This is a genomic window from Ruegeria sp. CDSA221, from assembly GCF_059611825.1.
Genome location: NZ_JBXWPK010000009.1, coordinates 30,927 through 50,622, shown reverse-complemented (window position 1 = coordinate 50,622; position 19,696 = coordinate 30,927). Strand labels below are relative to the sequence as shown.

Below are 19,696 nucleotides of genomic sequence, written 5' to 3'. Positions count from 1 at the left end.
CCCCGTGGCCTCGATCACCAAAGTCTCTCCGCTGGCCCCGGCGGCGTTTCCCGAATTGCCCGCGATTGACGGTGTGCGCTTTGCGACCGTCGAAGCCGGCGTACGCTATCAAGGCCGCACTGATGTGATGCTGGCGGTCCTTGATCCAGGCACATCAGTGGCTGGGGTCTTTACCCGCTCGGCCACACGCGCGGCACCCGTGCTGGATTGTCAGGACAAGATCGGCGGGCCAAGTGACGGGCCGGCGGCGATCCTTGTGAATTCGGGCAATGCCAATGCATTTACCGGGCATTATGGCCAAAGCTCGGTCGCCGAGGTGACGCAAGCAGTGTCCAAGACCACAGGCGTACCGGTCGAACGGGTTTTTACCTCGTCAACTGGTGTGATCGGTGAGCCCTTGCCGCATGACCGCATCGTGGCGCAGCTTGAGGCCCTGAAATCCGGGCTCAGTCGCCACGCAATCGAAGATGCAGCGCGGGCCATCATGACCACGGATACCTTTCCGAAAGGAGCCTCGGCGCAGGTCGAGATTGATGGAAAAACGGTCTCTATTGCGGGGATTTCAAAGGGTTCTGGCATGATCGCGCCTGATATGGCGACGATGCTGGTTTATATCTTCACCGACGCCCAGGTCGAGCAATCCGCGCTGCAGCAGATGCTGGGTGCGCAAACCGACCGCACTTTCAACTGCATCACCGTCGACAGCGACACTTCGACGTCGGACAGCCTGCTGCTGTGTGCTACTGGGGCGTCGGGGGTGGATGCGACAGACAATGCCGCCTTTGCCGAGGCTTTGGAAACCGTGATGCTGGACCTTGCCCAACAAGTGGTACGCGATGGCGAGGGCGCCACGAAATTCGTAGAAATTCGTGTGACCGGGGCCGTCACCGATGCCGACGCCAAGGTGCATGGATTGGCGATTGCCAATTCACCACTGTTAAAAACCGCCATTGCGGGCGAAGACCCGAATTGGGGCCGCGTCGTCATGGCCATCGGAAAATCGGGTGCAGCTGCCGACCGTGACCTGCTGAGCATTTCTTTCGGAGACATCCTTGTGGCCGAAAAAGGTTGGGTCAGTCCCGATTACCGCGAGGAAGACGCCGCCGAATACATGAAAGCTCAGGACCTTGTAATCGGCGTCGATCTAGGGCTGGGCGCGGGTAAATCCACCGTTTGGACCTGCGACCTGACCCATGGCTATATCGAGATCAACGCGGATTACCGGTCGTGAAAACAGTTCTGGTTTCTGCGGTCGCCCTGATAGACATTGAGGGCCGGGTGCTGCTGGCGCAGCGCCCCGAAGGTAAATCCATGGCGGGCCTGTGGGAGTTTCCCGGCGGCAAGATCGAACCCGGCGAAACACCCGAGGCCGCCCTGATCCGCGAACTGTACGAAGAACTGGGCATCAACACATGGTCCTCCTGCCTTGCGCCGCTGACCTTCGCCAGCCACAGCTATGATGATTTCCACCTGCTGATGCCGCTGTTCGCCTGTCGCAAATGGGAGGGCATTCCGCAATCGAACGAAGGTCAGGCCCTGAAATGGGTCCGCGCCAACGACCTGCGCAACTATCCCATGCCCGCCGCAGACGTGCCGCTGATCCCCATTTTGCGGGATTGGCTTTAAAGTCCCGTCCGATCTTAAGCGAACGCTGGGTCCCTGCGCGGGATATCACCCTTTTGCAGCGTGCAGCGTTTCAGCGCGCGCAAGGCACACAAGCGCAAGCGCTTGATAAGTATCAAATTATCTAGGGGATTTGGTGCCCAGGAGAGGACTCGAACCTCCACGTCCATACGGACACTAGCACCTGAAGCTAGCGCGTCTACCAATTCCGCCACCTGGGCAGGTGTCGTGGAGGGGCGTTTAAGCCTACTGGCGGAAGGCGTCAACCGGATTCGGAAAGTTTTTTGAAAGTTTTTTAACCACTGCTTTCGAGCGTCTGTGCCGCGTTGCTTTTTCGTGGCTGCGCGGCGTTATTGCGCCTTGTTTGAAAGGGCATTGGGCGGTAGATCGGATCAGGACCCAATAGCAGGAGCCCTCAAATGTCCAAACTGGTCACGATTTATGGCGGATCCGGATTTGTTGGCCGGTATATTGCGCGACGTCTGGCGAATGAAGGCTGGCGCGTTCGGGTTGCGGTGCGCCGTCCGAACGAAGCGATGTTTGTTAGACCCTACGGTGCGGTGGGGCAAGTCGAACCTGTCCTGTGTAACATCCGCGATGACGCTTCGGTTGCTTTGGCGATGCGGGGGGCTGATGCGGTGGTCAACTGTGTTGGTGTGTTGAACGAGATTGGCCGGAATGAATTCGATACCGTTCAAACCGAAGGGGCTGAACGGGTTGCGCGTCTAGCAGCCGCTGAAGGTATAACCCGTATGGTCCATATCTCGGCCATTGGTGCTGATGCCGAGGCGGGGAGCGAATACTCTCGTACCAAAGCGCAGGGCGAGGCCGGTGTTCTGGCGCATATGCCGGGTTCAATGATCCTGCGCCCTTCGGTGATTTTCGGAACCGAGGATCAGTTCTTCAACCGTTTCGCTGCGATGACCCGGATGGGGCCATTTCTGCCGCTGGTCGGGGCCCAGACGCAATTTCAGCCGGTCTATGTGGATGATGTCGCTAAGGCTGCGGTGCAGGGCGTGCTGGGGCAGGCCAGCGGGGGTGTCTACGAACTGGGCGGACCCGAAGTGAAAACCTTCCGTGCGTTGATGCTGCAGATGCTGGATGTGATCAACCGCCACCGGATTATCCTTGGGATTCCCTTTTGGGTGGCCCGGATCATGGCGGGAATGCTGGACGTAATGAAATTTGCGAGCTTTCAGTTGTTTCCGAACAATATCCTGACGCGTGATCAGCTCAAGAATCTGCGTCACGACAATGTTGTCTCAGATAGCGCGCTTGGCTTTGCCGATCTGGGGATCGAGCCGGCGACGCTGGAATCGGTCCTGCCGGATTATCTGTGGAAGTTCCGCCCCTCGGGTCAGTATGATGACATACAGAACTCGGCCAGCAATATGCGGACCTGATCAGCTGTAGGCGATGACCAGAAGGATTGCGCCCACTACTACGCGGTAGATCACGTATGGCGTAAAGCTGACGCTGCGCAATAGGCGCATCATTAGCGACAAGGCAAGCAGCGCGGACAGAAACGCAAAGAACGCAGCAACAGCACTGTCGAACGCCAGTTGGGCATTTGCCTGGCGGATGACCTCTGTGGACAGCAGCGCTCCGGATGCCAGAATCGTGGGTATGGACATCAACATCGCGATGCGTGCACCGTCTTCGCGGCTGTATCCAAGCTGGCGCGCCCCGGTGATCGTGATCCCGGACCGGGATGTTCCGGGGATCAACGCCAGAACTTGCCAAAGGCCCATGATCATCGCATCGCGCAGGCCCCAGTCAGAGGTTTCTTTGCTTTGCGGCCCTTTCTGGTCCATCCAGTAGAGCAATATGCCGAACCCCAGCATCGTCCAGCCGATGACCGTCATTGAGCGCAGAGACTGGCTGAGCCCGGTTTTGAACAGGATCGCTCCGACAATGACGGTTGGGATCGTGGCCAGAATCAGCCCCAGGGCCAATCGGGCTTGTGGTGTATCGGTGCGCCCCAAAAGAGCCTGGGGCAGTCCGGAAATCGCCATTTTTACATCAGACCAGAAATACAGAATTACGGCGCCCAGAGTGCCCACATGCACAGCGACATCGATGGCCAACCCCTGATCGTCCATACCGGTCAGGCTGGGTAAAAGTATCAGATGACCCGAAGATGAGATCGGCAGAAATTCGGTAATTCCCTGAATGACTGCTGCAAGAATCAACTGAAAAAGACTCATTTACCTGCCCGTGCTGCCGTCACGTGTTCTTTGTGATCCCTGCGTATAAGCGCGGTAAGGAAAAGAAAAGGATGCAAATAGGTCCGAATCGGAACTAAAATCCTGTATTTCTCACTGGCCATCGGTGGAATCCCGCAAAGTTTTTGAAAAAAGGTCAGCACACTTGACTTTTAATCCCCCTACGCATCTTTTAAAGAGGCGCGACCAAGCCAATTCATGGAGTCTGACCCGTGGCCAAGCAACCGATGCTGAAATTTGTGCAGATCGACCGAGTAATGCCGGAAAAACGGGCCGCCGATGCCCGCACGGAAGACTTTGACGAAATCTATGCCGAATTCGCTGCTGCCAAAGCTGAAGAACAGGCCAGCCGCTGCAGCCAATGCGGTGTGCCTTATTGTCAGTCGCATTGCCCGCTGCACAACAACATTCCCGACTGGCTGAACCTGACCGCAACGGGCCGTCTGGAGGAGGCCTATCACACCAGTCAGGCCACCAACACCTTCCCCGAGATTTGTGGGCGCATCTGCCCACAGGACCGCCTGTGTGAAGGGAATTGCGTGATCGAACAATCCGGGCACGGCACTGTTACCATTGGCTCGATCGAGAAATATATCACCGACACAGCCTGGGAAAAGGGGTGGGTCAAGCCGGTCGTACCGGGTGCTGAGCGCCGCGAAAGCGTCGGCATCATCGGCGGCGGCCCTGGTGGACTGGCAGCGGCGGACATGCTGCGCCGTGCGGGTATTCAGGTCTCCGTGTATGATCGCCATGACCGGGCAGGCGGACTGCTGATGTATGGAATTCCGGGTTTTAAGCTGGAAAAAGACGTTGTTCAGCGCCGCAATGACCTGTTGGCTGATGGCGGGGTTGAGTTTGTTCTGAATTGCGACGTGGACGCCGCCAAATTCGCGGAAATCCGTTCCAAACATGATGCGATTATCATCGCAACCGGCGTTTACAAGTCGCGTGACCTGTCCATGCCTGGCAGCGGTTTGACGGGTATTGAAAAGGCCATCGACTTCCTGACAGCCTCGAACCGCAAAAGCTTTGGCGACGAGGTCGAAGATTTCGACAATGGCCGTTTGAATGCCGAAGGCAAAAAAGTTGTCGTGATCGGTGGCGGTGATACCGCGATGGATTGCGTGCGGACTTCGATCCGTCAGGGTGCGACCTCGGTCAAATGCCTGTATCGCCGCGACCGCGCGAACATGCCCGGATCGCAGCGCGAAACGCAGAATGCCGAGGAAGAAGGCGTCGTATTCGAATGGCTAAGCGCGCCAAAGGGCTTTACCGGCGATGATCAGGTTTCCGGCGTTTTGGTCCAGAAGATGCGTCTGGGTCAGCCCGATGCCACCGGCCGTCAGGCCCCCGAGTTGATCGAAGGCGCGGACTATGTCGAAGACGCTGATCTGGTGATCAAGGCGCTGGGGTTCGAGCCCGAAGACCTGCCCACCCTGTTTGGCCAGCCTGACCTGCCCGTGACCCGCTGGGGCACTGTAAAAGCAGCATTCGAGACCGGCGAGACCGAGATGGACGGTGTCTATGCCATCGGTGACATCGTGCGCGGTGCCTCGCTGGTGGTCTGGGCGATCCGCGATGGGCGCGACTGCGCCGACGCGATCCTTGACCGTTTTAACAACACGGCTGCGGTTGCAGCCGAATAAGCCCCGCGACAGGAGGGACAGAGATGCCCGAATTGCAAGGCCAATGTATGTGCGGCGCGGTCACAGTGACTGCCACCCCGGCGAAAGAATCGTTGGGCGCGTGCCATTGCGACCAGTGTCGCCGCTGGACTAGCTCGATGCTGATAACGTTTCCCGCGCAAGAGGGGTATGCGGCCCTTGGGCCGGTTAAGACCTTTACGTCCTCGGACTGGGCGGAACGTGCATTTTGCGCCGATTGCGGATCGGCCCTGTGGTACCGGATTACGCTGCCGGGTGAAATGCACGGGCATACCCAAATGGCAGCAGGCCTGTTCGACGAAACGGACAACCCGCTGCAACTGGAACTTTATATCGACAAAAAACCCGACGGGTACGCGTTCGCAGGCGAGCGTCGGCAGATGACCAAAGCTGAGGTCGAAGCCATGTACGCCCTACCGGAAGAAGGAGACAGCCAATGACCAAATATGATGCCGATTGGGTGCGGGCCGAAGAAGCCAAACGTCAGTTCATGGCCGAAAACGGTCTCTATTCCGAGGAAGAAGAGCATTCGTCCTGCGGTGTGGGGCTTGTGGTCTCAGTCGATGGCAAGCCGTCACGCAAGGTTGTGGATGCTGGCATCGCCGCGCTCAAGGCGATCTGGCACCGCGGCGCGGTAGATGCGGATGGCAAGACCGGCGACGGCGCGGGTATCCATGTGCAGATCCCGGTTCCTTTCTTCTATGACCAGATCCGTCGCACCGGGCACGAGCCCAAATTGGATCAGCTGATCGCGGTTGGTCAGGTCTTTCTGCCCCGCACCGATTTCGGCGCGCAGGAACAGTGCCGGACCATCGTGGAATCCGAAGTGCTGCGCATGGGCTACTATATCTATGGCTGGCGCCACGTTCCGGTTGATGTCACCTGCCTCGGCGAAAAGGCCAACGCGACCCGGCCCGAGATTGAGCAGATCCTGATCTCGAATTCCAAAGGCGTGGACGAAGAGACATTCGAGCGTGAGCTTTATGTCATCCGTCGCCGCATTGAAAAGGCTGCCGCAGCGGCCGGGATTTCCGGGCTGTATCTGGCGTCACTGTCCTGCCGGTCAATCATCTACAAGGGCATGATGCTGGCCGAGCAGGTTGCGGTTTTCTACCCCGATCTGATGGATGAACGGTTCGAATCCGCCTTTGCCATCTATCACCAGCGCTATTCCACGAATACCTTCCCGCAATGGTGGCTCGCCCAGCCCTTCCGCATGTTGGCCCACAACGGTGAGATCAACACCCTCAGGGGCAACGTCAACTGGATGAAAAGCCATGAAATCCGCATGGCCAGCGGCACCTTTGGCGATTACGCTGAGGATATCAAACCGATCATCGCTGGTGGATCGTCGGATTCTGCCGCATTAGACTCTGTATTCGAAGTTCTTGTACGCGCAGGCCGCTCGGCCCCGATGGCGAAAACCATGCTGGTGCCCGAAAGCTGGTCCAAGCAGGCGGTGGAATTGCCGCAGGCCTGGCGCGACATGTATTCTTACTGCAACTCGGTGATGGAACCCTGGGATGGCCCTGCCGCGTTGGCCATGACCGATGGCCGCTGGGTCTGTGCCGGTCTTGACCGGAATGGATTGCGTCCGATGCGTTATGTGGTCACTGGAGATGGTCTTGTAATTGCAGGCTCCGAGGCCGGGATGGTCCCGATTGATGAGGCCAGCGTGACCGAAAAAGGCGCGTTGGGCCCGGGCCAAATGCTGGCCGTGGATATGAAAAAGGGCAAGCTGTATCGCGATACGCAGATCAAGAACAAGCTGGCCCGCGCACTGCCATTCGGCGATTGGGTCGGCAAGATCAACGATCTGGACGAGTCTCTGGCTGGCATCACCGAAGCGCCGATCTATGCGGGCGAGGAGCTGCGTAAGCGTCAGATCGCGGCCGGATATTCGATCGAGGAACTGGAGCAGATTCTGGCGCCAATGGCCGAAGATGGCAAAGAGGCACTGGCTTCGATGGGGGATGACACGCCATCGGCTGTTCTGTCGAAACAGTACCGTCCGCTCAGCCATTTCTTCCGCCAGAACTTCAGCCAGGTGACCAATCCTCCCATCGACTCGTTGCGCGAATATCGTGTGATGTCGCTGAAAACCCGGTTCGGAAACCTGAAAAACGTGCTGGATGAAGACAGCAGCCAGACCGAAATTATCGTGCTGGAAAGCCCGTTTGTGGGCAATGCCCAATGGGAAGCACTGGCAGAAAACTTCAATGCCCCATTGGCAGAAATCGACTGTAGCTTTGAAGCCGGACAAGGGGCGCTGGGCGCAGCTTTGGCCCGTATTAGAGCCGAAGCCGAAGAGGCCGTGCGCTCGGGCGCGGGGCATTTGGTGTTGTCCGACATGAATTCGGGTCAGGGTCGCGTGGCGATGCCGATGATCCTGGCAACAAGCGCAGTGCATTCGCATCTGACCCGCAAAGGTCTGCGCACCTTCTGTTCGCTGAACGTGCGGTCGGCGGAATGCGTTGATCCGCATTACTTTGCCGTTCTGATCGGGTGCGGGGCCACTGTGGTCAACGCATATCTGGCCGAAGATTCTCTGGCCGATCGTATTGATCGCGGGTTGCTGGATGGCAGCCTGACCGAGAACGTCGCGCGGTACCGCGAGGCGATTGACCAGGGCTTGCTGAAAATCATGGCCAAGATGGGGATTTCGGTGATCTCATCCTATCGTGGCGGATTGAACTTTGAGGCCGTGGGCCTCAGCCGTGCCATGGTCGCCGAATTTTTTCCCGGTATGACCAGCCGGATTTCCGGCATCGGTGTTACGGGTATTCAATCCAAGGCCGAAGAGATCCATGCCAAGGGTTGGGAAAGCGGTCTGGACGTGCTGCCGATCGGTGGTTTCTATAAGGCCCGTAAATCAGGCGAGACCCATGCGTGGGAAGCGACCTCGATGCACATGCTGCAGATGGCCTGCAACAAGGCGTCTTACGAGCTGTGGAAGCAGTATTCGGCCAAGATGCAATCGAACCCGCCGATCCATCTGCGCGACTTGATGGATTTCAAACCGCTGAGCAAGCCGATCCCGATTGAAGAGGTGGAATCTATCACCTCGATCCGCAAACGGTTCGTGACGCCGGGCATGTCGCTGGGGGCGCTGTCGCCCGAGGCGCACAAGACGCTGAACGTTGCGATGAACCGGATCGGGGCGAAATCCGACAGCGGCGAGGGCGGCGAAGATCCGGCGCATTTCGTGCCGGAACCCAATGGTGACAACCCCTCGGCCAAGATCAAACAGGTAGCCTCGGGCCGGTTCGGTGTGACCGCAGAATACCTGAACCAGTGCGAAGAGCTGGAAATCAAGGTTGCCCAGGGTGCAAAACCCGGTGAAGGCGGTCAGCTGCCGGGCATGAAAGTCACCGACCTGATTGCGCGACTGCGCCACTCGACCAAGGGCGTAACGCTGATTTCGCCGCCGCCGCACCACGATATCTACTCGATCGAGGATCTGGCGCAGTTGATCTATGATCTGAAACAGATCAACCCGCGCTGTAAGGTGACGGTCAAGCTGGTGGCGTCCTCGGGTGTTGGCACGATTGCTGCAGGTGTAGCCAAGGCAAAAGCGGACATTATCCTTATTTCGGGTCACAATGGCGGCACCGGCGCGTCGCCTGCGACATCCATCAAATATGCTGGTCTGCCGTGGGAGATGGGCCTGACCGAGGCGCATCAGGTTCTGGCGATGAACAACCTGCGGGATCGCGTGACCCTGCGAACCGATGGCGGCTTGCGTACCGGTCGTGACATCGTCATGGCCGCGATGATGGGGGCCGAGGAATACGGTATAGGCACTGCCGCCCTTATCGCGATGGGCTGTATCATGGTGCGTCAGTGCCAGTCCAACACTTGCCCAGTTGGCGTGTGTACTCAGGACGAAAGCCTGCGCGCCAAATTCACCGGTAATGCCGATAAGGTCGTCAACCTGATCACCTTCTACGCGCAAGAAGTGCGCGAGCTGCTGGCCAGCCTGGGTGCGCGGTCGATTGACGACATCATCGGTCGGGCCGATCTGCTGGCGCAGGTCAGCCGCGGTTCGGCGCATCTGGATGATCTGGACCTCAACCCGCTGCTGATCACCGTCGATGGTGCCCATAACATCGTCTATAATCGTGACAGAGACCGGAACGCGGTGCCCGATACGCTGGACGCAGAAATCGTGCGCGATGCGGCCCGGTTCCTGAAAGACGGCGAGAAAATGCAGCTGTCTTACGCGGTGCAAAACACGCACCGAACCGTTGGGACGCGGGTTTCCAGCCATATCGTGCAAAATTTTGGGATGCGGAACACGTTCCAGTCGGATCACCTGCACGTGAAGCTGCAGGGCTCTGCCGGTCAGTCGCTGGGGGCGTTTGCAGCGCCGGGACTCAAGCTTGAAGTTTCGGGTGATGCCAATGACTATGTCGGCAAGGGTCTGTCTGGTGGTATGATTGTTGTGCGTCCACCGCAGGTCAGCCCGCTGAAGGCAGACGACAACACCATCATTGGCAACACGGTTCTGTATGGGGCCACGGACGGGTATCTGTTTGCAGCAGGCCGCGCCGGAGAACGGTTCGCAGTGCGCAATTCAGGCGCCAAGGTGGTGATCGAAGGCTGCGGCTCGAACGGGTGCGAATACATGACCGGCGGGGTCGCCGTGATCCTGGGCAGTATCGGCGCCAATTTCGGAGCGGGCATGACAGGCGGCATGGCTTATCTGTACGACCCCGACGGCAAGGCGCAGGCGCTGATGAATATGGAAACGCTGGTGACATGCCCCGTGACCATTGGCCATTGGGAAGACCAGCTTAAATCGCTGATCGAAACCCACCAGGCCGAAACCATTAGCCGCAAGGCTGCGGATATCCTACAGCACTGGGAGGTCGAGAAGGCGAACTTTATCCAGGTCTGCCCGAAAGAGATGCTGAACAAGCTCAGCTATCCGTTGGCGGTCGAGGCAACAGCGGTTCCTGCAGAGTAATCTGAGGACTAATGAAAATGGCAACCCCGCGTGTCTTTTAAACCACGTGGGGTTTTCTTTTATTGGTCCTAGGTGGTCGTTTGCTTGTCGAAACGGGCCCAATAAGCCTAGATTTCGTCACTTTTTGTTCGGAAGTTGCGGTTAGGCTGCTTTGCAGTCGTGCGAACGCGTAGGAGTCTGTTAGATGCCAACCACCTATCTTGATCAGTTTTATTCGTTTGACCCCGCGAATCCGCCACCGGGCGGTACATCGGTAGTTGTTGATAAATTCAACCTCACCGATGTGGATGACGATGGCGAGATCGACGCACCCAGCGGGGATACGGTAAACGGCCAGGATGTTACTTCGTCGTGGCCGGGTGATGTTGTTACGATTAACGTGACAGGCGTTGGTAATGTCACCTATACTGGCACAACCTTCTATCTTGCTGACGGAACCCGTGTCTTTACACCAACAGACGGGCAGGTTCTGCAACCGGGCACGTTTGTCTCATCAACCTTTGTCAACACGCAGGGGCCGCTAGATGTTGGCAATCTTGGCCCGCCCTGTTTCACCCCCGGAACGCTGATTGAAACGCCTGATGGCCCGCGTCTTATCGAAGATCTGAAGCCCGGTGATATGGTCATCACATCGGACAACGGTGCGCAGCCGCTGCTTTGGGTGGGGCGGACCACGGTTGAGGCCGAAGGCAAGCTGGCGCCCATCCGGTTTGAGGCTGGCGTGCTAGGGCTGGAACAGCCTTTGATCGTGTCGCCACAGCACCGGATGTTGGTCTCGGACTGGCGGGCGCCGTATTTGTTCGGCCATTCCGAAGTGCTGATCGCAGCGCATTGCCTGGTCAACGGGGATTCTGTTACGCGTGTTGAGGGTGGTCAGATCGACTATATTCATCTTCTCTTTTCGCGCCATGAGATCGTCATTGCAAATGGGGCCAAAAGCGAAAGTTATTACCCGGGGCACGCGCTCTCTCAGTCTGACGCCGAGACAAAGGCTGAAGTTCTGGCCCTGTTTCCCGAATTGCAGACCCGCGATGCGGTCCTGCCAGAAACCGCCCGTCCCGTGATACGTCCGCGCGAGGCGCGCGCTTTGGCGATTTAATCCGTTCCAAACATCGTCGCCGCGTCGTATAGCAACAATATGGCAAAGAAAGCAGCGCGCAAATCGAGCAGTAAGAAAAGTAAAGCGTCGAAGGCAAAGAACCAGACACAATCGCGGATTCGCCGCTGGGTGACCCGCGCGGTATTGGGTCTGGTTGCGTTTGTTGTGGCGCTTGTGGTGCTTTTTTCTGTGGTGAATCCCCCGGTAACCCATACGATCTGGTCTGAATGGCGGCGGCTGGGCAAGGTTCAGCGCGATTGGGTGCCGATTGAACAGATCTCGCCCGTCATGGCGCGATCTGTGGTGGCGGCAGAGGATGCCAATTTCTGCCTGCACTGGGGGTTTGATGTCGATGCCATTCGCGATGCTTTGGAGGAAGGCGGTACACGTGGCGCCTCTACCATCACGCAGCAAGTGGTGAAGAATGTGTTCCTGTGGCAGGGGCGCAGTTGGGTGCGTAAGGCGCTTGAGACATCTCTCACCCCCGTGGTCGAGATTTTCTGGAGCAAGCAGCGCATTCTCGAGGTCTATTTGAACGTGGCCGAGACTGGCGAAGGTGTGTTTGGCGTTGAGGCCGCAGCCCAGCGCAACTTCAATGTGACCGCGGCCCAGCTGTCGCCAGTTCAGGCCGCACGTATTGCCGCAATCCTGCCTTCTCCCAAAAACAGGTCCGTTCGGGATCCGTCGGTCCGCACACGCAGACGGGCTGCCTCGATCCTCGATGGGGCGGCCACCATTCGCGCAGATGGTCGCGCGGATTGTTTCGAGGATTGAAACCCAAGGCCCTGCAAGGCTAAAGCTTGAGTGTAATCACTGGTTCGATTGGAAGCCCATGGCGCGTCTGTTTCATGTTCCCCTGTCCCCCTATTGCCGCAAAGTGCGCCTGTCGCTTGCGGAAAAGAAGATCGAGGTTGAGCTGGTCGAGGAGAAATACTGGGAGAAAGACCCGGATTTCCTGCGGCGCAACCCGGCCGGAAAAGTCCCGGTTCTTCGTCTGGACGGAAAGATCATGTCCGAAAGCAACGCGATTTGCGAATATATCGAGGAAACCCGGCCCGATCCTGCGCTGATGCCCCAAACGCCGGAGGCACGATACGAAATGCGTCGGCTGGTGGCCTGGTTTGATGACAAGTTCCATCACGAGGTAACATCCAAACTGGTTTATGAGCGTGTGAACAAGAAGGTCACCGGACAGGGCTATCCCGACAGTAAGAATGTCAAACAAGGTGCCAAGGCCATCAAGTATCATCTGGATTACATGGCCTGGTTGCTGGATCACCGCCGTTGGCTGGCCGGGGATCAGATGACATTGGCCGATTTTGCGGCTGCGGCGCATCTATCGGCGCTGGATTATATCTCGGACGTGGATTGGAACCGGTCGCAGGCGGTTAAGGACTGGTATGCCAAGATCAAATCCCGGCCTGCGTTCCGGTCAATTCTTGCAGATCAGGTTCCGGGGTTCCGCCCACCGGCCCATTACGCAGATCTGGATTTCTGATAGGGTCGCACAAGGGGGGCTGTTTGCCCCCCATCGCGCCTTGGGGCGCGATTCCCCCGAAGGTATTTAGGGCCAGATGAAGAGCGGATCGGGTTTAAAGGATAGGCTGGTGGCACAGGCGCTGAGCGAGGGCTTTGTGTCTTGTCGCATTTGTCGCCCGTGGGATGTCCCCGAAGTGCCCGCCCGGCTGGAGGCGTTCCTGCAGGCCGAATATCACGGGCAAATGGGATGGATGGCCGAGCGGACCCATTGGCGAGGCGATCCGGCAGCGCTCTGGCCCGAGGCGAAATCGGTGATCATGTTGGCAGAAAGCTATGCGCCCGAACATGATCCAACCGAGATTCTGGACCACCCCGAGAAGGGGGCGATCTCAGTCTATGCGCAGAACAAGGACTATCACGACCTGGTCAAGAAGCGGCTCAAAAGGTTAGCCCGCTGGTTGATAGCCGAGGCTGGTGGCGAGGTGAAGGTCTTTGTCGATACCGCCCCGGTTCCGGAAAAGGCCTTGGGTCATGCTGCGGGGTTGGGATGGCAGGGTAAGCACACCAATCTTGTAAGTCGCGATTGGGGAAATTGGGCCTTTATAGGGTCTGTTTTTACAACTCTGGACCTACCTTCGAATCAAGCAGAGGTGGATCACTGTGGATCCTGCCGGGCCTGTTTGGCCGCCTGTCCGACAGACGCATTCCCGGCGCCTTATCAGTTGGACGCGCGGCGCTGCATTTCTTACCTGACAATCGAACACAAGGGTCCGGTTGATCATGACCTGCGCGCGAAACTCGGCAATCGGATCTATGGTTGCGATGATTGCCTTGCCGCCTGCCCCTGGAACAAATTCGCAGTCACGGCAAGTGACATGCGCTATGCAGCGCGTGAGGATCTGAAGGCTCCTCGGCTGGCGGAATTGGCTGGCCTGGACGATCCGGAATTTCGAACGAAATTCTCGGGCTCTCCAATTAAGCGGATTGGACGGGACCGGTTTGTGCGAAATGTGCTGTACGCCATTGGCAACTCGTGCCTGCAGGGGTTGATACCGATTGCACAGGATTTGACAGAGGATCCGGATTCAGCCGTGGCAGATGCCGCGCGCTGGGCGGTCAAACAACTCTCCTAGGTGCCGCAAACAGGCTGGACGTGTCGGTGCAAACCGCTAAACCCAATCACAGCGAACAGGAAGGAGAACCCGATGGCGCTGGCTTTGGGGGTTGATACAGGCGGAACCTATACGGATGCGGTGCTGGTCCGGGATGAGACTGAGGTGATTGCTTCAGCCAAGTCTCTGACAACGCGGGCTGATCTGGCGATTGGTGTCGGCAAGGCGATTTCTGCGGCGCTGACGCAGGCCCAGGTGTCGCCCGAGCAGATCTCGATGGCGTCCTTGTCAACGACATTGGCCACGAATGCGCTGGTCGAAGGGCAGGGTGGCCGGGTTGCTCTGATCTATATCGGGTTCAGGGAGAGTGATCTGGAAAAGCATGGTCTGCGGGATGCTTTGAATGGGGATCCAGCTTTGGTTGTGGCGGGCGGTCACACGCATGCTGGAACAGAGGCCAGGCCATTGGATGTTCAGGCGATTGAGGCCTTTTTAGACTCTAATTCTGGTATCTCCGGCTTCGCGGTGGCCGGGCAATTCGCCACCAGAAACCCGGCGCATGAACTTGAGGCCGCCCGCATTATTACTGATCGGACGGGTGCGCCGGTGACATGTTCGCACCATCTGTCGGCCAAGTTGAATGGCCCAAAACGTGCGGTGACAGCGGTATTGAATGCACGGTTGATTGGCATGATCGACCGCTTGATCGGACGGGCACAGGATCAGCTTGTGACGCTAGGAATTTCAGCGCCAATGATGGTGGTTCGTGGCGACGGAGCGTTGATGAGCGCCGAACAGGCGCGGGATCGACCGATTGAAACGATTTTGAGCGGCCCTGCGGCCTCGATCGTCGGGGCGCGCTGGCTAACGGGAGCCGAGAACGCGCTGGTATCAGATATCGGAGGTACCACGACCGATGTCGCCTTGATCCGGGATGGCAAGCCCGCCATTGATCCAGAAGGTGCCAGGGTTGGCGGCTTTCGCACCATGGTGGAGGCCGTCGCCATGCGGACCCACGGGTTGGGCGGGGACAGTCAGGTACATGTTGTAACCGAAGGGCTGGGCGGCGGCATCTTCCTGGGACCGCGCCGTGTTTTGCCCGTATCTCTGATCGCGTCAGAAGCGCCCGACGAGGTTCACACGGCCTTGGATGCGCAGTTGCGGGCCCCAACCGTGGGTGAACATGACACCCGGTTCGCACGTCTGGTACCGGGTGTTCATGCCGAAGGTCTGGGGGCAAGGGAAACCGCCCTGGTGGATCGCTTGGGGCAGAAGGTCCTGCCGCTGTCTGAATTGCTTAAAACGCGGATGGAGACAGGCGCACTTACTCGTTTGGTGGATCGTGGAATCGTTCAGGTATCCGGCGTGACACCTTCGGATGCCAGCCATGTCCTGGGCCGTTTGGATGCCTGGGACGCAGAGGCTGCACGCAAAGCGTTGGAACTAGTGGCGCGAAAACGGATTGGCACCGGTGATATGCTGGCTGCAACACCGGATCTGTTGGCGCAGATGATCGTTGATCAGCTGACCGAACAGACCTCTTTGACCTTGTTAGAGACCGCTTTTTCAGAAGAAGCCGAAGATTTCGGCGTTCCGGCACCCGATCTGGCCCGGCATGTTTTGACGCGGAAAGGTCTGGCCGGGCATCGCGGTTTGGTGGCGCTGGACGCGGCACTGAATGTGGATGTGATCGGTCTTGGGGCGTCGGCCCCCAGCTATTACCCCGCAGTCGGGGAAAGATTGCGATGCCGCATGATTCTGCCGGGACACGCGGGCGTGGCCAATGCGATTGGAGCAGTTGTTGGCAGGCTGACACTGCGCCGGGCCGGGACCGTCACGGCGCCATCCGAAGGGCGGTACAGGGTGCATCTTGAAGACGGGCCTCAGGACTTTAGCGATTCTGACGAGGCGATGGCGCTGCTGGAATCCATCCTGAGGGCTGAGGCGGAAGGAGAAGTGCGCGGGGCCGGTGCCGAGGATATCCGAGTGATCGTCGACCGGGATATCCGCACCGCCCGTATCGAAGCGCAGGAGGTCTTTGTTGAGGCAATGATCACCGTCGAGGCCAGTGGAAGGCCGCGGGTGGCGTCTGACTAGCCCCTGATCCGGGCCTAATCCTTACTCGGCCGCGTCGCGTTTGGGCAGAACCCAATCCGGGCGCGGGAAATGGCAGGTATAGCCGTTCGGGATGCGTTCAAGATAATCCTGATGCTCGGACTCGGCCTCCCAGAAATCGCCAACGGGTTCCAGCTCGGTCACGACCTTGCCGGGCCAGATGCCACTGGCATTCACATCGGCAATGGTGTCCAGGGCGACCTGTTTCTGGGCGTCATCGACATAATAAATGGCCGAGCGATAGCTCATCCCCATGTCGTTCCCTTGCCGGTTCACCGTAGTCGGGTCATGGATCTGAAAGAAAAACTCAAGCAGATCGCGATAGGTGGTCACGGTAGGATCGTAAAAGATCTCGATTCCCTCGGCATGGGTGCCGTGGTTGCGATAAGTGGCGTTGGGCACGTCTCCACCAGTATATCCGACGCGAGTGCGGAAAACGCCCGGGCGTTTGCGGATCAGATCCTGCATGCCCCAAAAGCAGCCCCCGGCAAGAACGGCGCGATGTTCGGTCATTCGATCTCCTCCACATGAATCAGGAATTCGCCATAGCCTTCGGCTTCCATCTGATCGCGATGGACGAACCGTAATGAGGCTGAGTTGATACAGTATCGCAGCCCGCCATGTTCGCGGGGGCCGTCGGGAAATACATGCCCCAAATGGCTATCGCCATGTTTCGAGCGAACTTCGGTCCGGATCATACCCAGCGAGGCATCGTGAACCTCTTCAACATGCTCATGTACGATCGGCTTTGTGAAACTGGGCCAGCCGCAGCCGGATTCGTATTTATGCGCCGAGGCGAACAAAGGCTCGCCCGAGACGATATCCACGTAGATGCCGGGTTCTTTGTTATTCAGCAGTTTGCCAGTTCCGGGCCGTTCGGTGCCGCTGTTTTGCGTGACGTGGTATTCCTCGGGCGACAATGCGGCGACGGCCTCAGGGGATTTGGTGTAACGGGTCATTGCTCCTCCGGACTTCTGGTGGTTCGCATAATAGATGGGGATTATTGGCGGAAAGCAAAGGGCGTTCTGCCTAGCTCGCGCAGTTGTGCAAGGTCAGGCCGGTTTTGCAGCGGGTTGGCGGGACAGTTGCACCGCCAGAATGCCCAGTGTTGTGATAAGAACCCCGACCGCATCCAGCGGCCCCAGTTTTTCGCCCAACAAGATCGCGGCGATGGTGACACCAAAGACCGGGTTGAGAAAGTGAAACGTGGCCGCCCGGGTTGCGCCGATCCGATCCAGCAGCAGGAACCAGATGAACGTGGCCAGAAGGCCGGGAAACAGAGTTGTATAGGTGAAGGCCAGGACCAGCGGCACCGTCAAGTGGATATGAATCGTTTCGAATACCGGTGCTGCAACAAACAGAATGGCCGATCCGACCAGCATCTGTAAGCCAACCACCATCATGAAATTCCCGCCCGATGTCGCCCCTCGCACTGCGAGCGTGGCAAATGTCAGCGCAAGCGCTCCAATGCCACAAAGCATGACGCCGAACAGATCAACGCCGTCGCCGATCCGACTGCTCATGATCAGAGCAACACCGGCGAACCCGGCACACAGGCCGACAATTCCAACTGGCCGTAATCTGTCGCCCATAAACAGCCAACTGGCCAAGGCAACCAGCAATGGCATGGTCGAGGCGATGATTGCGGCAACAGAGGCCTCGATTGTTTGCATCGCATAGAAGTTTAGGCCCAAATAAAGGGCATTTTGACATATCCCGAACAGGATGGTGGCATACCATTGTGACCGCGTCAGCCGCCAGCTTTGGCCCATCGCCCGTGCAATCACGACGCCAATCAAACCCGAGATCAGAAACCGCAGAGCCAGGGAAAACAACGGCGATGCGTCCGCCACGATGATCCGGGCCGAGGTGAAGGCCGAAGACCAGATAAACGCAAATGTCAGCCCCATGGCCATTGCGCGAAAATCCATCGCGACCCCCTGTTCAGATTTTCGCGCACTGTTGACCGAATAAGCGCGCACCGCAAGCAGTGCTGTTTTTATTGATTGATCAGCCAATAAACTATAACAGCGTCATGAACTGACATTAATGGGAGGATTGTCGGTGCTATTGGAGTACATACTATCATTTGGCGTCTTGCTGGCGTTGGGCCTTGTTGCCTTCTTTGTGGTGAAGTGGTGGAATCTGCGGATCGTTGGCGTAACGCCGGTTCATCTGTTCACCTTCATCGCGATTCTGTTCACATCCGGGTTGGATGTCGGCCTGATCATGTTTCCGCTGACCGAATTCGGCGGCTATGCCGAAGACCCCGCCTATGCGTTTGCCAACCCACTGGCGATCGAATTCGGGTTCTGGGGCTTTCTGATCTGGGCGTTCTACTTTCTGACCGCGTTCTATTTCTGTGTCATCGAGCCGCGCGTGAAGTTCTTTGAAATCCCACTGGTCAAGCTGATCAACAATGTGGTCATCATCGGCACCTGCGCTTTCACCGCCAGCCTGTTCCTGATCTACCTGCCCGGCTACCTGCCCGAGGTCGGAGACGGCGAGTCAGTGGTCACCACCTTCTATGTCATCGTGTTTGTCGTCATTCTGGCAGCGGCCTATTCTTCGACCGACCTGAAATACGTGCGTATCCTGTCGGTGGGCTCGACCTTTTTGTTCCTGGCACTGATCCTGGGCATGTGGGTTGCTGCGGGCATGGGCGTGAATGGCTTTGTGGAAACCGGAAGCAATGTTGGTGCCTATTTCACCAACCTGCACAAGTTTGTCCTGCCGCTGACAGATTATCACGCCTTCTACCTGTTCTGGTGGTTTGCCTGGTCGATCATGATCGGCCAGTTCACATCTCGCTTTGTAGGTGGGCTGAAGACCTGGCAACTACTGGCTGCTCTGCTGATCTTTCCGTCGATCCCTTTGGCGATCTGGTTCACTGTTCTCTACTATTACCACCTGAACGGCATCAGCACTGCAGGCATCACCAACATCGCGATGGTGATCGTGGGCGTGACCTTTGTGATCAACTCGCTGGATTCGCTGATCAGGCTCTATACAGACAACCTGAACATGACAGTCGCACGATTTGGTAAGGCGGTCTATGTGGCCGGCAACGTGGTGCTGCTGTTTGTCCTGACCCTGCTGTTCCAAAGTCAGTGGTTGCAGATCCAGTGGATCGGTGCAGTTGTTGTCGGCCTCTATCTGGCCTGTGTGGTTTATATCCTGATCACCAAGCGCAAAGAGGTGCTGAGCATAACTGGGATGCCCGAAGACCGTGATCTGGATTTCCACAAGGTCGAGACGGTTCACTGATCAAGATCGAGAAAAAGCTAATACGGGCGCCTCGGTGCCCGTATTTTTTTGGCCGCGACTGTGTAAGCAATGCGGAAAGGGTCAAAAAGGCAAAACAAAGCGACACGTGTGAAATCACAAACTTGCAATATCTTTTACTTATG

At 57.7% G+C, this 19,696-nt stretch carries 16 protein-coding genes and 1 tRNA gene; 12 read left to right on the top strand and 5 right to left on the bottom strand.

The window, feature by feature from the left end; genetic code table 11:
- Positions 1 to 4: 4 nt before the first annotated feature.
- Complete coding sequence (gene argJ, locus AC2FJ5_RS14375; RefSeq protein WP_496793762.1) at positions 5 to 1,231, top strand: bifunctional glutamate N-acetyltransferase/amino-acid acetyltransferase ArgJ; 1,227 nt, start codon at positions 5 to 7, stop codon at positions 1,229 to 1,231.
- A complete protein-coding gene (locus tag AC2FJ5_RS14370; RefSeq protein WP_496793760.1) occupies positions 1,228 to 1,626 on the top strand; it encodes a (deoxy)nucleoside triphosphate pyrophosphohydrolase in 399 nt (132 codons plus the stop codon). Before argJ ends, AC2FJ5_RS14370 begins: the two co-directional genes overlap by 4 nt.
- A 131-nt stretch (positions 1,627 to 1,757) precedes the next feature.
- Here the strand turns inward: AC2FJ5_RS14370 and AC2FJ5_RS14365 are convergent.
- Positions 1,758 to 1,844: transfer RNA gene (locus AC2FJ5_RS14365), tRNA-Leu, on the bottom strand.
- 198 nt (positions 1,845 to 2,042) lie between these two features.
- Between AC2FJ5_RS14365 and AC2FJ5_RS14360 the strand changes: the two genes are divergently transcribed.
- A complete protein-coding gene (locus AC2FJ5_RS14360; RefSeq protein ID WP_496793758.1) occupies positions 2,043 to 3,026 on the top strand; it encodes a complex I NDUFA9 subunit family protein in 984 nt (327 codons plus the stop codon).
- On the opposite strand, the gene AC2FJ5_RS14355 is transcribed toward AC2FJ5_RS14360, so the two are convergent.
- Positions 3,027 to 3,830, bottom strand: coding sequence for an undecaprenyl-diphosphate phosphatase (locus AC2FJ5_RS14355; protein ID WP_142640289.1), 804 nt, complete (start codon positions 3,828 to 3,830; stop codon positions 3,027 to 3,029).
- A 230-nt stretch (positions 3,831 to 4,060) separates the two neighbouring features.
- Between AC2FJ5_RS14355 and AC2FJ5_RS14350 the strand changes: the two genes are divergently transcribed.
- From AC2FJ5_RS14350 to AC2FJ5_RS14315, 8 genes are all read left to right on the top strand, one after another.
- Entirely contained in the window at positions 4,061 to 5,494 is a 1,434-nt protein-coding gene (locus AC2FJ5_RS14350) for an NAD(P)-dependent oxidoreductase (RefSeq protein ID WP_496710612.1), read from the top strand.
- A gap of 23 nt (positions 5,495 to 5,517) precedes the next feature.
- Positions 5,518 to 5,952 carry a GFA family protein gene (locus tag AC2FJ5_RS14345; RefSeq protein ID WP_496710613.1) on the top strand — a complete coding sequence of 145 codons (435 nt, stop codon included), beginning with the start codon at positions 5,518 to 5,520 and terminating at the stop codon, positions 5,950 to 5,952.
- The gene (gene gltB, locus AC2FJ5_RS14340) at positions 5,949 to 10,481 is read left to right on the top strand and encodes a glutamate synthase large subunit (RefSeq protein ID WP_496793757.1); all 4,533 of its coding nucleotides are present in this window, start codon (positions 5,949 to 5,951) and stop codon (positions 10,479 to 10,481) included. The genes AC2FJ5_RS14345 and gltB overlap by 4 nt, the downstream gene beginning before the upstream one ends.
- Before the next feature lie 184 nt (positions 10,482 to 10,665).
- On the top strand, positions 10,666 to 11,580 hold the full coding sequence (locus AC2FJ5_RS14335) for a Hint domain-containing protein (RefSeq protein WP_496707315.1): 915 nt from the start codon (positions 10,666 to 10,668) through the stop codon (positions 11,578 to 11,580).
- 39 nt (positions 11,581 to 11,619) lie between these two features.
- Entirely contained in the window at positions 11,620 to 12,354 is a 735-nt protein-coding gene (gene mtgA, locus AC2FJ5_RS14330) for a monofunctional biosynthetic peptidoglycan transglycosylase (protein WP_142640279.1), read from the top strand.
- A gap of 58 nt (positions 12,355 to 12,412) precedes the next feature.
- Positions 12,413 to 13,078 carry an FtsZ-binding protein FzlA gene (fzlA, locus tag AC2FJ5_RS14325; RefSeq protein WP_271951686.1) on the top strand — a complete coding sequence of 222 codons (666 nt, stop codon included), beginning with the start codon at positions 12,413 to 12,415 and terminating at the stop codon, positions 13,076 to 13,078.
- Between the two features lie 76 nt (positions 13,079 to 13,154).
- Positions 13,155 to 14,192, top strand: a complete 1,038-nt coding sequence (gene queG, locus AC2FJ5_RS14320) for a tRNA epoxyqueuosine(34) reductase QueG (RefSeq protein WP_496793756.1) — start codon at positions 13,155 to 13,157, stop codon at positions 14,190 to 14,192.
- A gap of 72 nt (positions 14,193 to 14,264) precedes the next feature.
- A complete protein-coding gene (locus AC2FJ5_RS14315; RefSeq protein WP_496793755.1) occupies positions 14,265 to 16,268 on the top strand; it encodes a hydantoinase/oxoprolinase N-terminal domain-containing protein in 2,004 nt (667 codons plus the stop codon).
- 21 nt (positions 16,269 to 16,289) lie between these two features.
- Here the strand turns inward: AC2FJ5_RS14315 and msrA are convergent, their stop codons facing one another.
- From msrA to AC2FJ5_RS14300, 3 genes are all read right to left on the bottom strand, one after another.
- Complete coding sequence (gene msrA / locus AC2FJ5_RS14310) at positions 16,290 to 16,799, bottom strand: peptide-methionine (S)-S-oxide reductase MsrA (RefSeq protein ID WP_282022325.1); 510 nt, start codon at positions 16,797 to 16,799, stop codon at positions 16,290 to 16,292.
- A complete protein-coding gene (gene msrB, locus AC2FJ5_RS14305) occupies positions 16,796 to 17,245 on the bottom strand; it encodes a peptide-methionine (R)-S-oxide reductase MsrB (RefSeq protein ID WP_496699291.1) in 450 nt (149 codons plus the stop codon). Before msrB ends, msrA begins: the two co-directional genes overlap by 4 nt.
- 93 nt (positions 17,246 to 17,338) lie before the next feature.
- Positions 17,339 to 18,217 (bottom strand): DMT family transporter, encoded by an 879-nt coding sequence (locus tag AC2FJ5_RS14300; RefSeq protein ID WP_496703193.1) that lies wholly within the window; start codon positions 18,215 to 18,217, stop codon positions 17,339 to 17,341.
- 139 nt (positions 18,218 to 18,356) lie between these two features.
- On the opposite strand from AC2FJ5_RS14300, the gene AC2FJ5_RS14295 reads away from it, so the two are divergent.
- Positions 18,357 to 19,553 (top strand): BCCT family transporter, encoded by a 1,197-nt coding sequence (locus tag AC2FJ5_RS14295; RefSeq protein ID WP_496793815.1) that lies wholly within the window; start codon positions 18,357 to 18,359, stop codon positions 19,551 to 19,553.
- Positions 19,554 to 19,696: the final 143 nt, after the last annotated feature.

What these genes read in the sequence shown, in the direction of transcription:
- AC2FJ5_RS14360 (WP_496793758.1), top strand. Translation starts at nt 2,043, where the DNA reads ATGTCCAAACTGGTCACGATTTATGGCGGATCCGGATTTGTTGGCCGG.
- AC2FJ5_RS14355 (WP_142640289.1), bottom strand. Translation starts at nt 3,830, where the DNA reads ATGAGTCTTTTTCAGTTGATTCTTGCAGCAGTCATTCAGGGAATTACC.
- AC2FJ5_RS14345 (WP_496710613.1), top strand. Translation starts at nt 5,518, where the DNA reads ATGCCCGAATTGCAAGGCCAATGTATGTGCGGCGCGGTCACAGTGACT.
- gltB (WP_496793757.1), top strand. Translation starts at nt 5,949, where the DNA reads ATGACCAAATATGATGCCGATTGGGTGCGGGCCGAAGAAGCCAAACGT.
- AC2FJ5_RS14335 (WP_496707315.1), top strand. Translation starts at nt 10,666, where the DNA reads ATGCCAACCACCTATCTTGATCAGTTTTATTCGTTTGACCCCGCGAAT.
- mtgA (WP_142640279.1), top strand. Translation starts at nt 11,620, where the DNA reads ATGGCAAAGAAAGCAGCGCGCAAATCGAGCAGTAAGAAAAGTAAAGCG.
- fzlA (WP_271951686.1), top strand. Translation starts at nt 12,413, where the DNA reads ATGGCGCGTCTGTTTCATGTTCCCCTGTCCCCCTATTGCCGCAAAGTG.
- queG (WP_496793756.1), top strand. Translation starts at nt 13,155, where the DNA reads ATGAAGAGCGGATCGGGTTTAAAGGATAGGCTGGTGGCACAGGCGCTG.
- AC2FJ5_RS14315 (WP_496793755.1), top strand. Translation starts at nt 14,265, where the DNA reads ATGGCGCTGGCTTTGGGGGTTGATACAGGCGGAACCTATACGGATGCG.
- msrA (WP_282022325.1), bottom strand. Translation starts at nt 16,799, where the DNA reads ATGACCGAACATCGCGCCGTTCTTGCCGGGGGCTGCTTTTGGGGCATG.
- msrB (WP_496699291.1), bottom strand. Translation starts at nt 17,245, where the DNA reads ATGACCCGTTACACCAAATCCCCTGAGGCCGTCGCCGCATTGTCGCCC.
- AC2FJ5_RS14300 (WP_496703193.1), bottom strand. Translation starts at nt 18,217, where the DNA reads ATGGATTTTCGCGCAATGGCCATGGGGCTGACATTTGCGTTTATCTGG.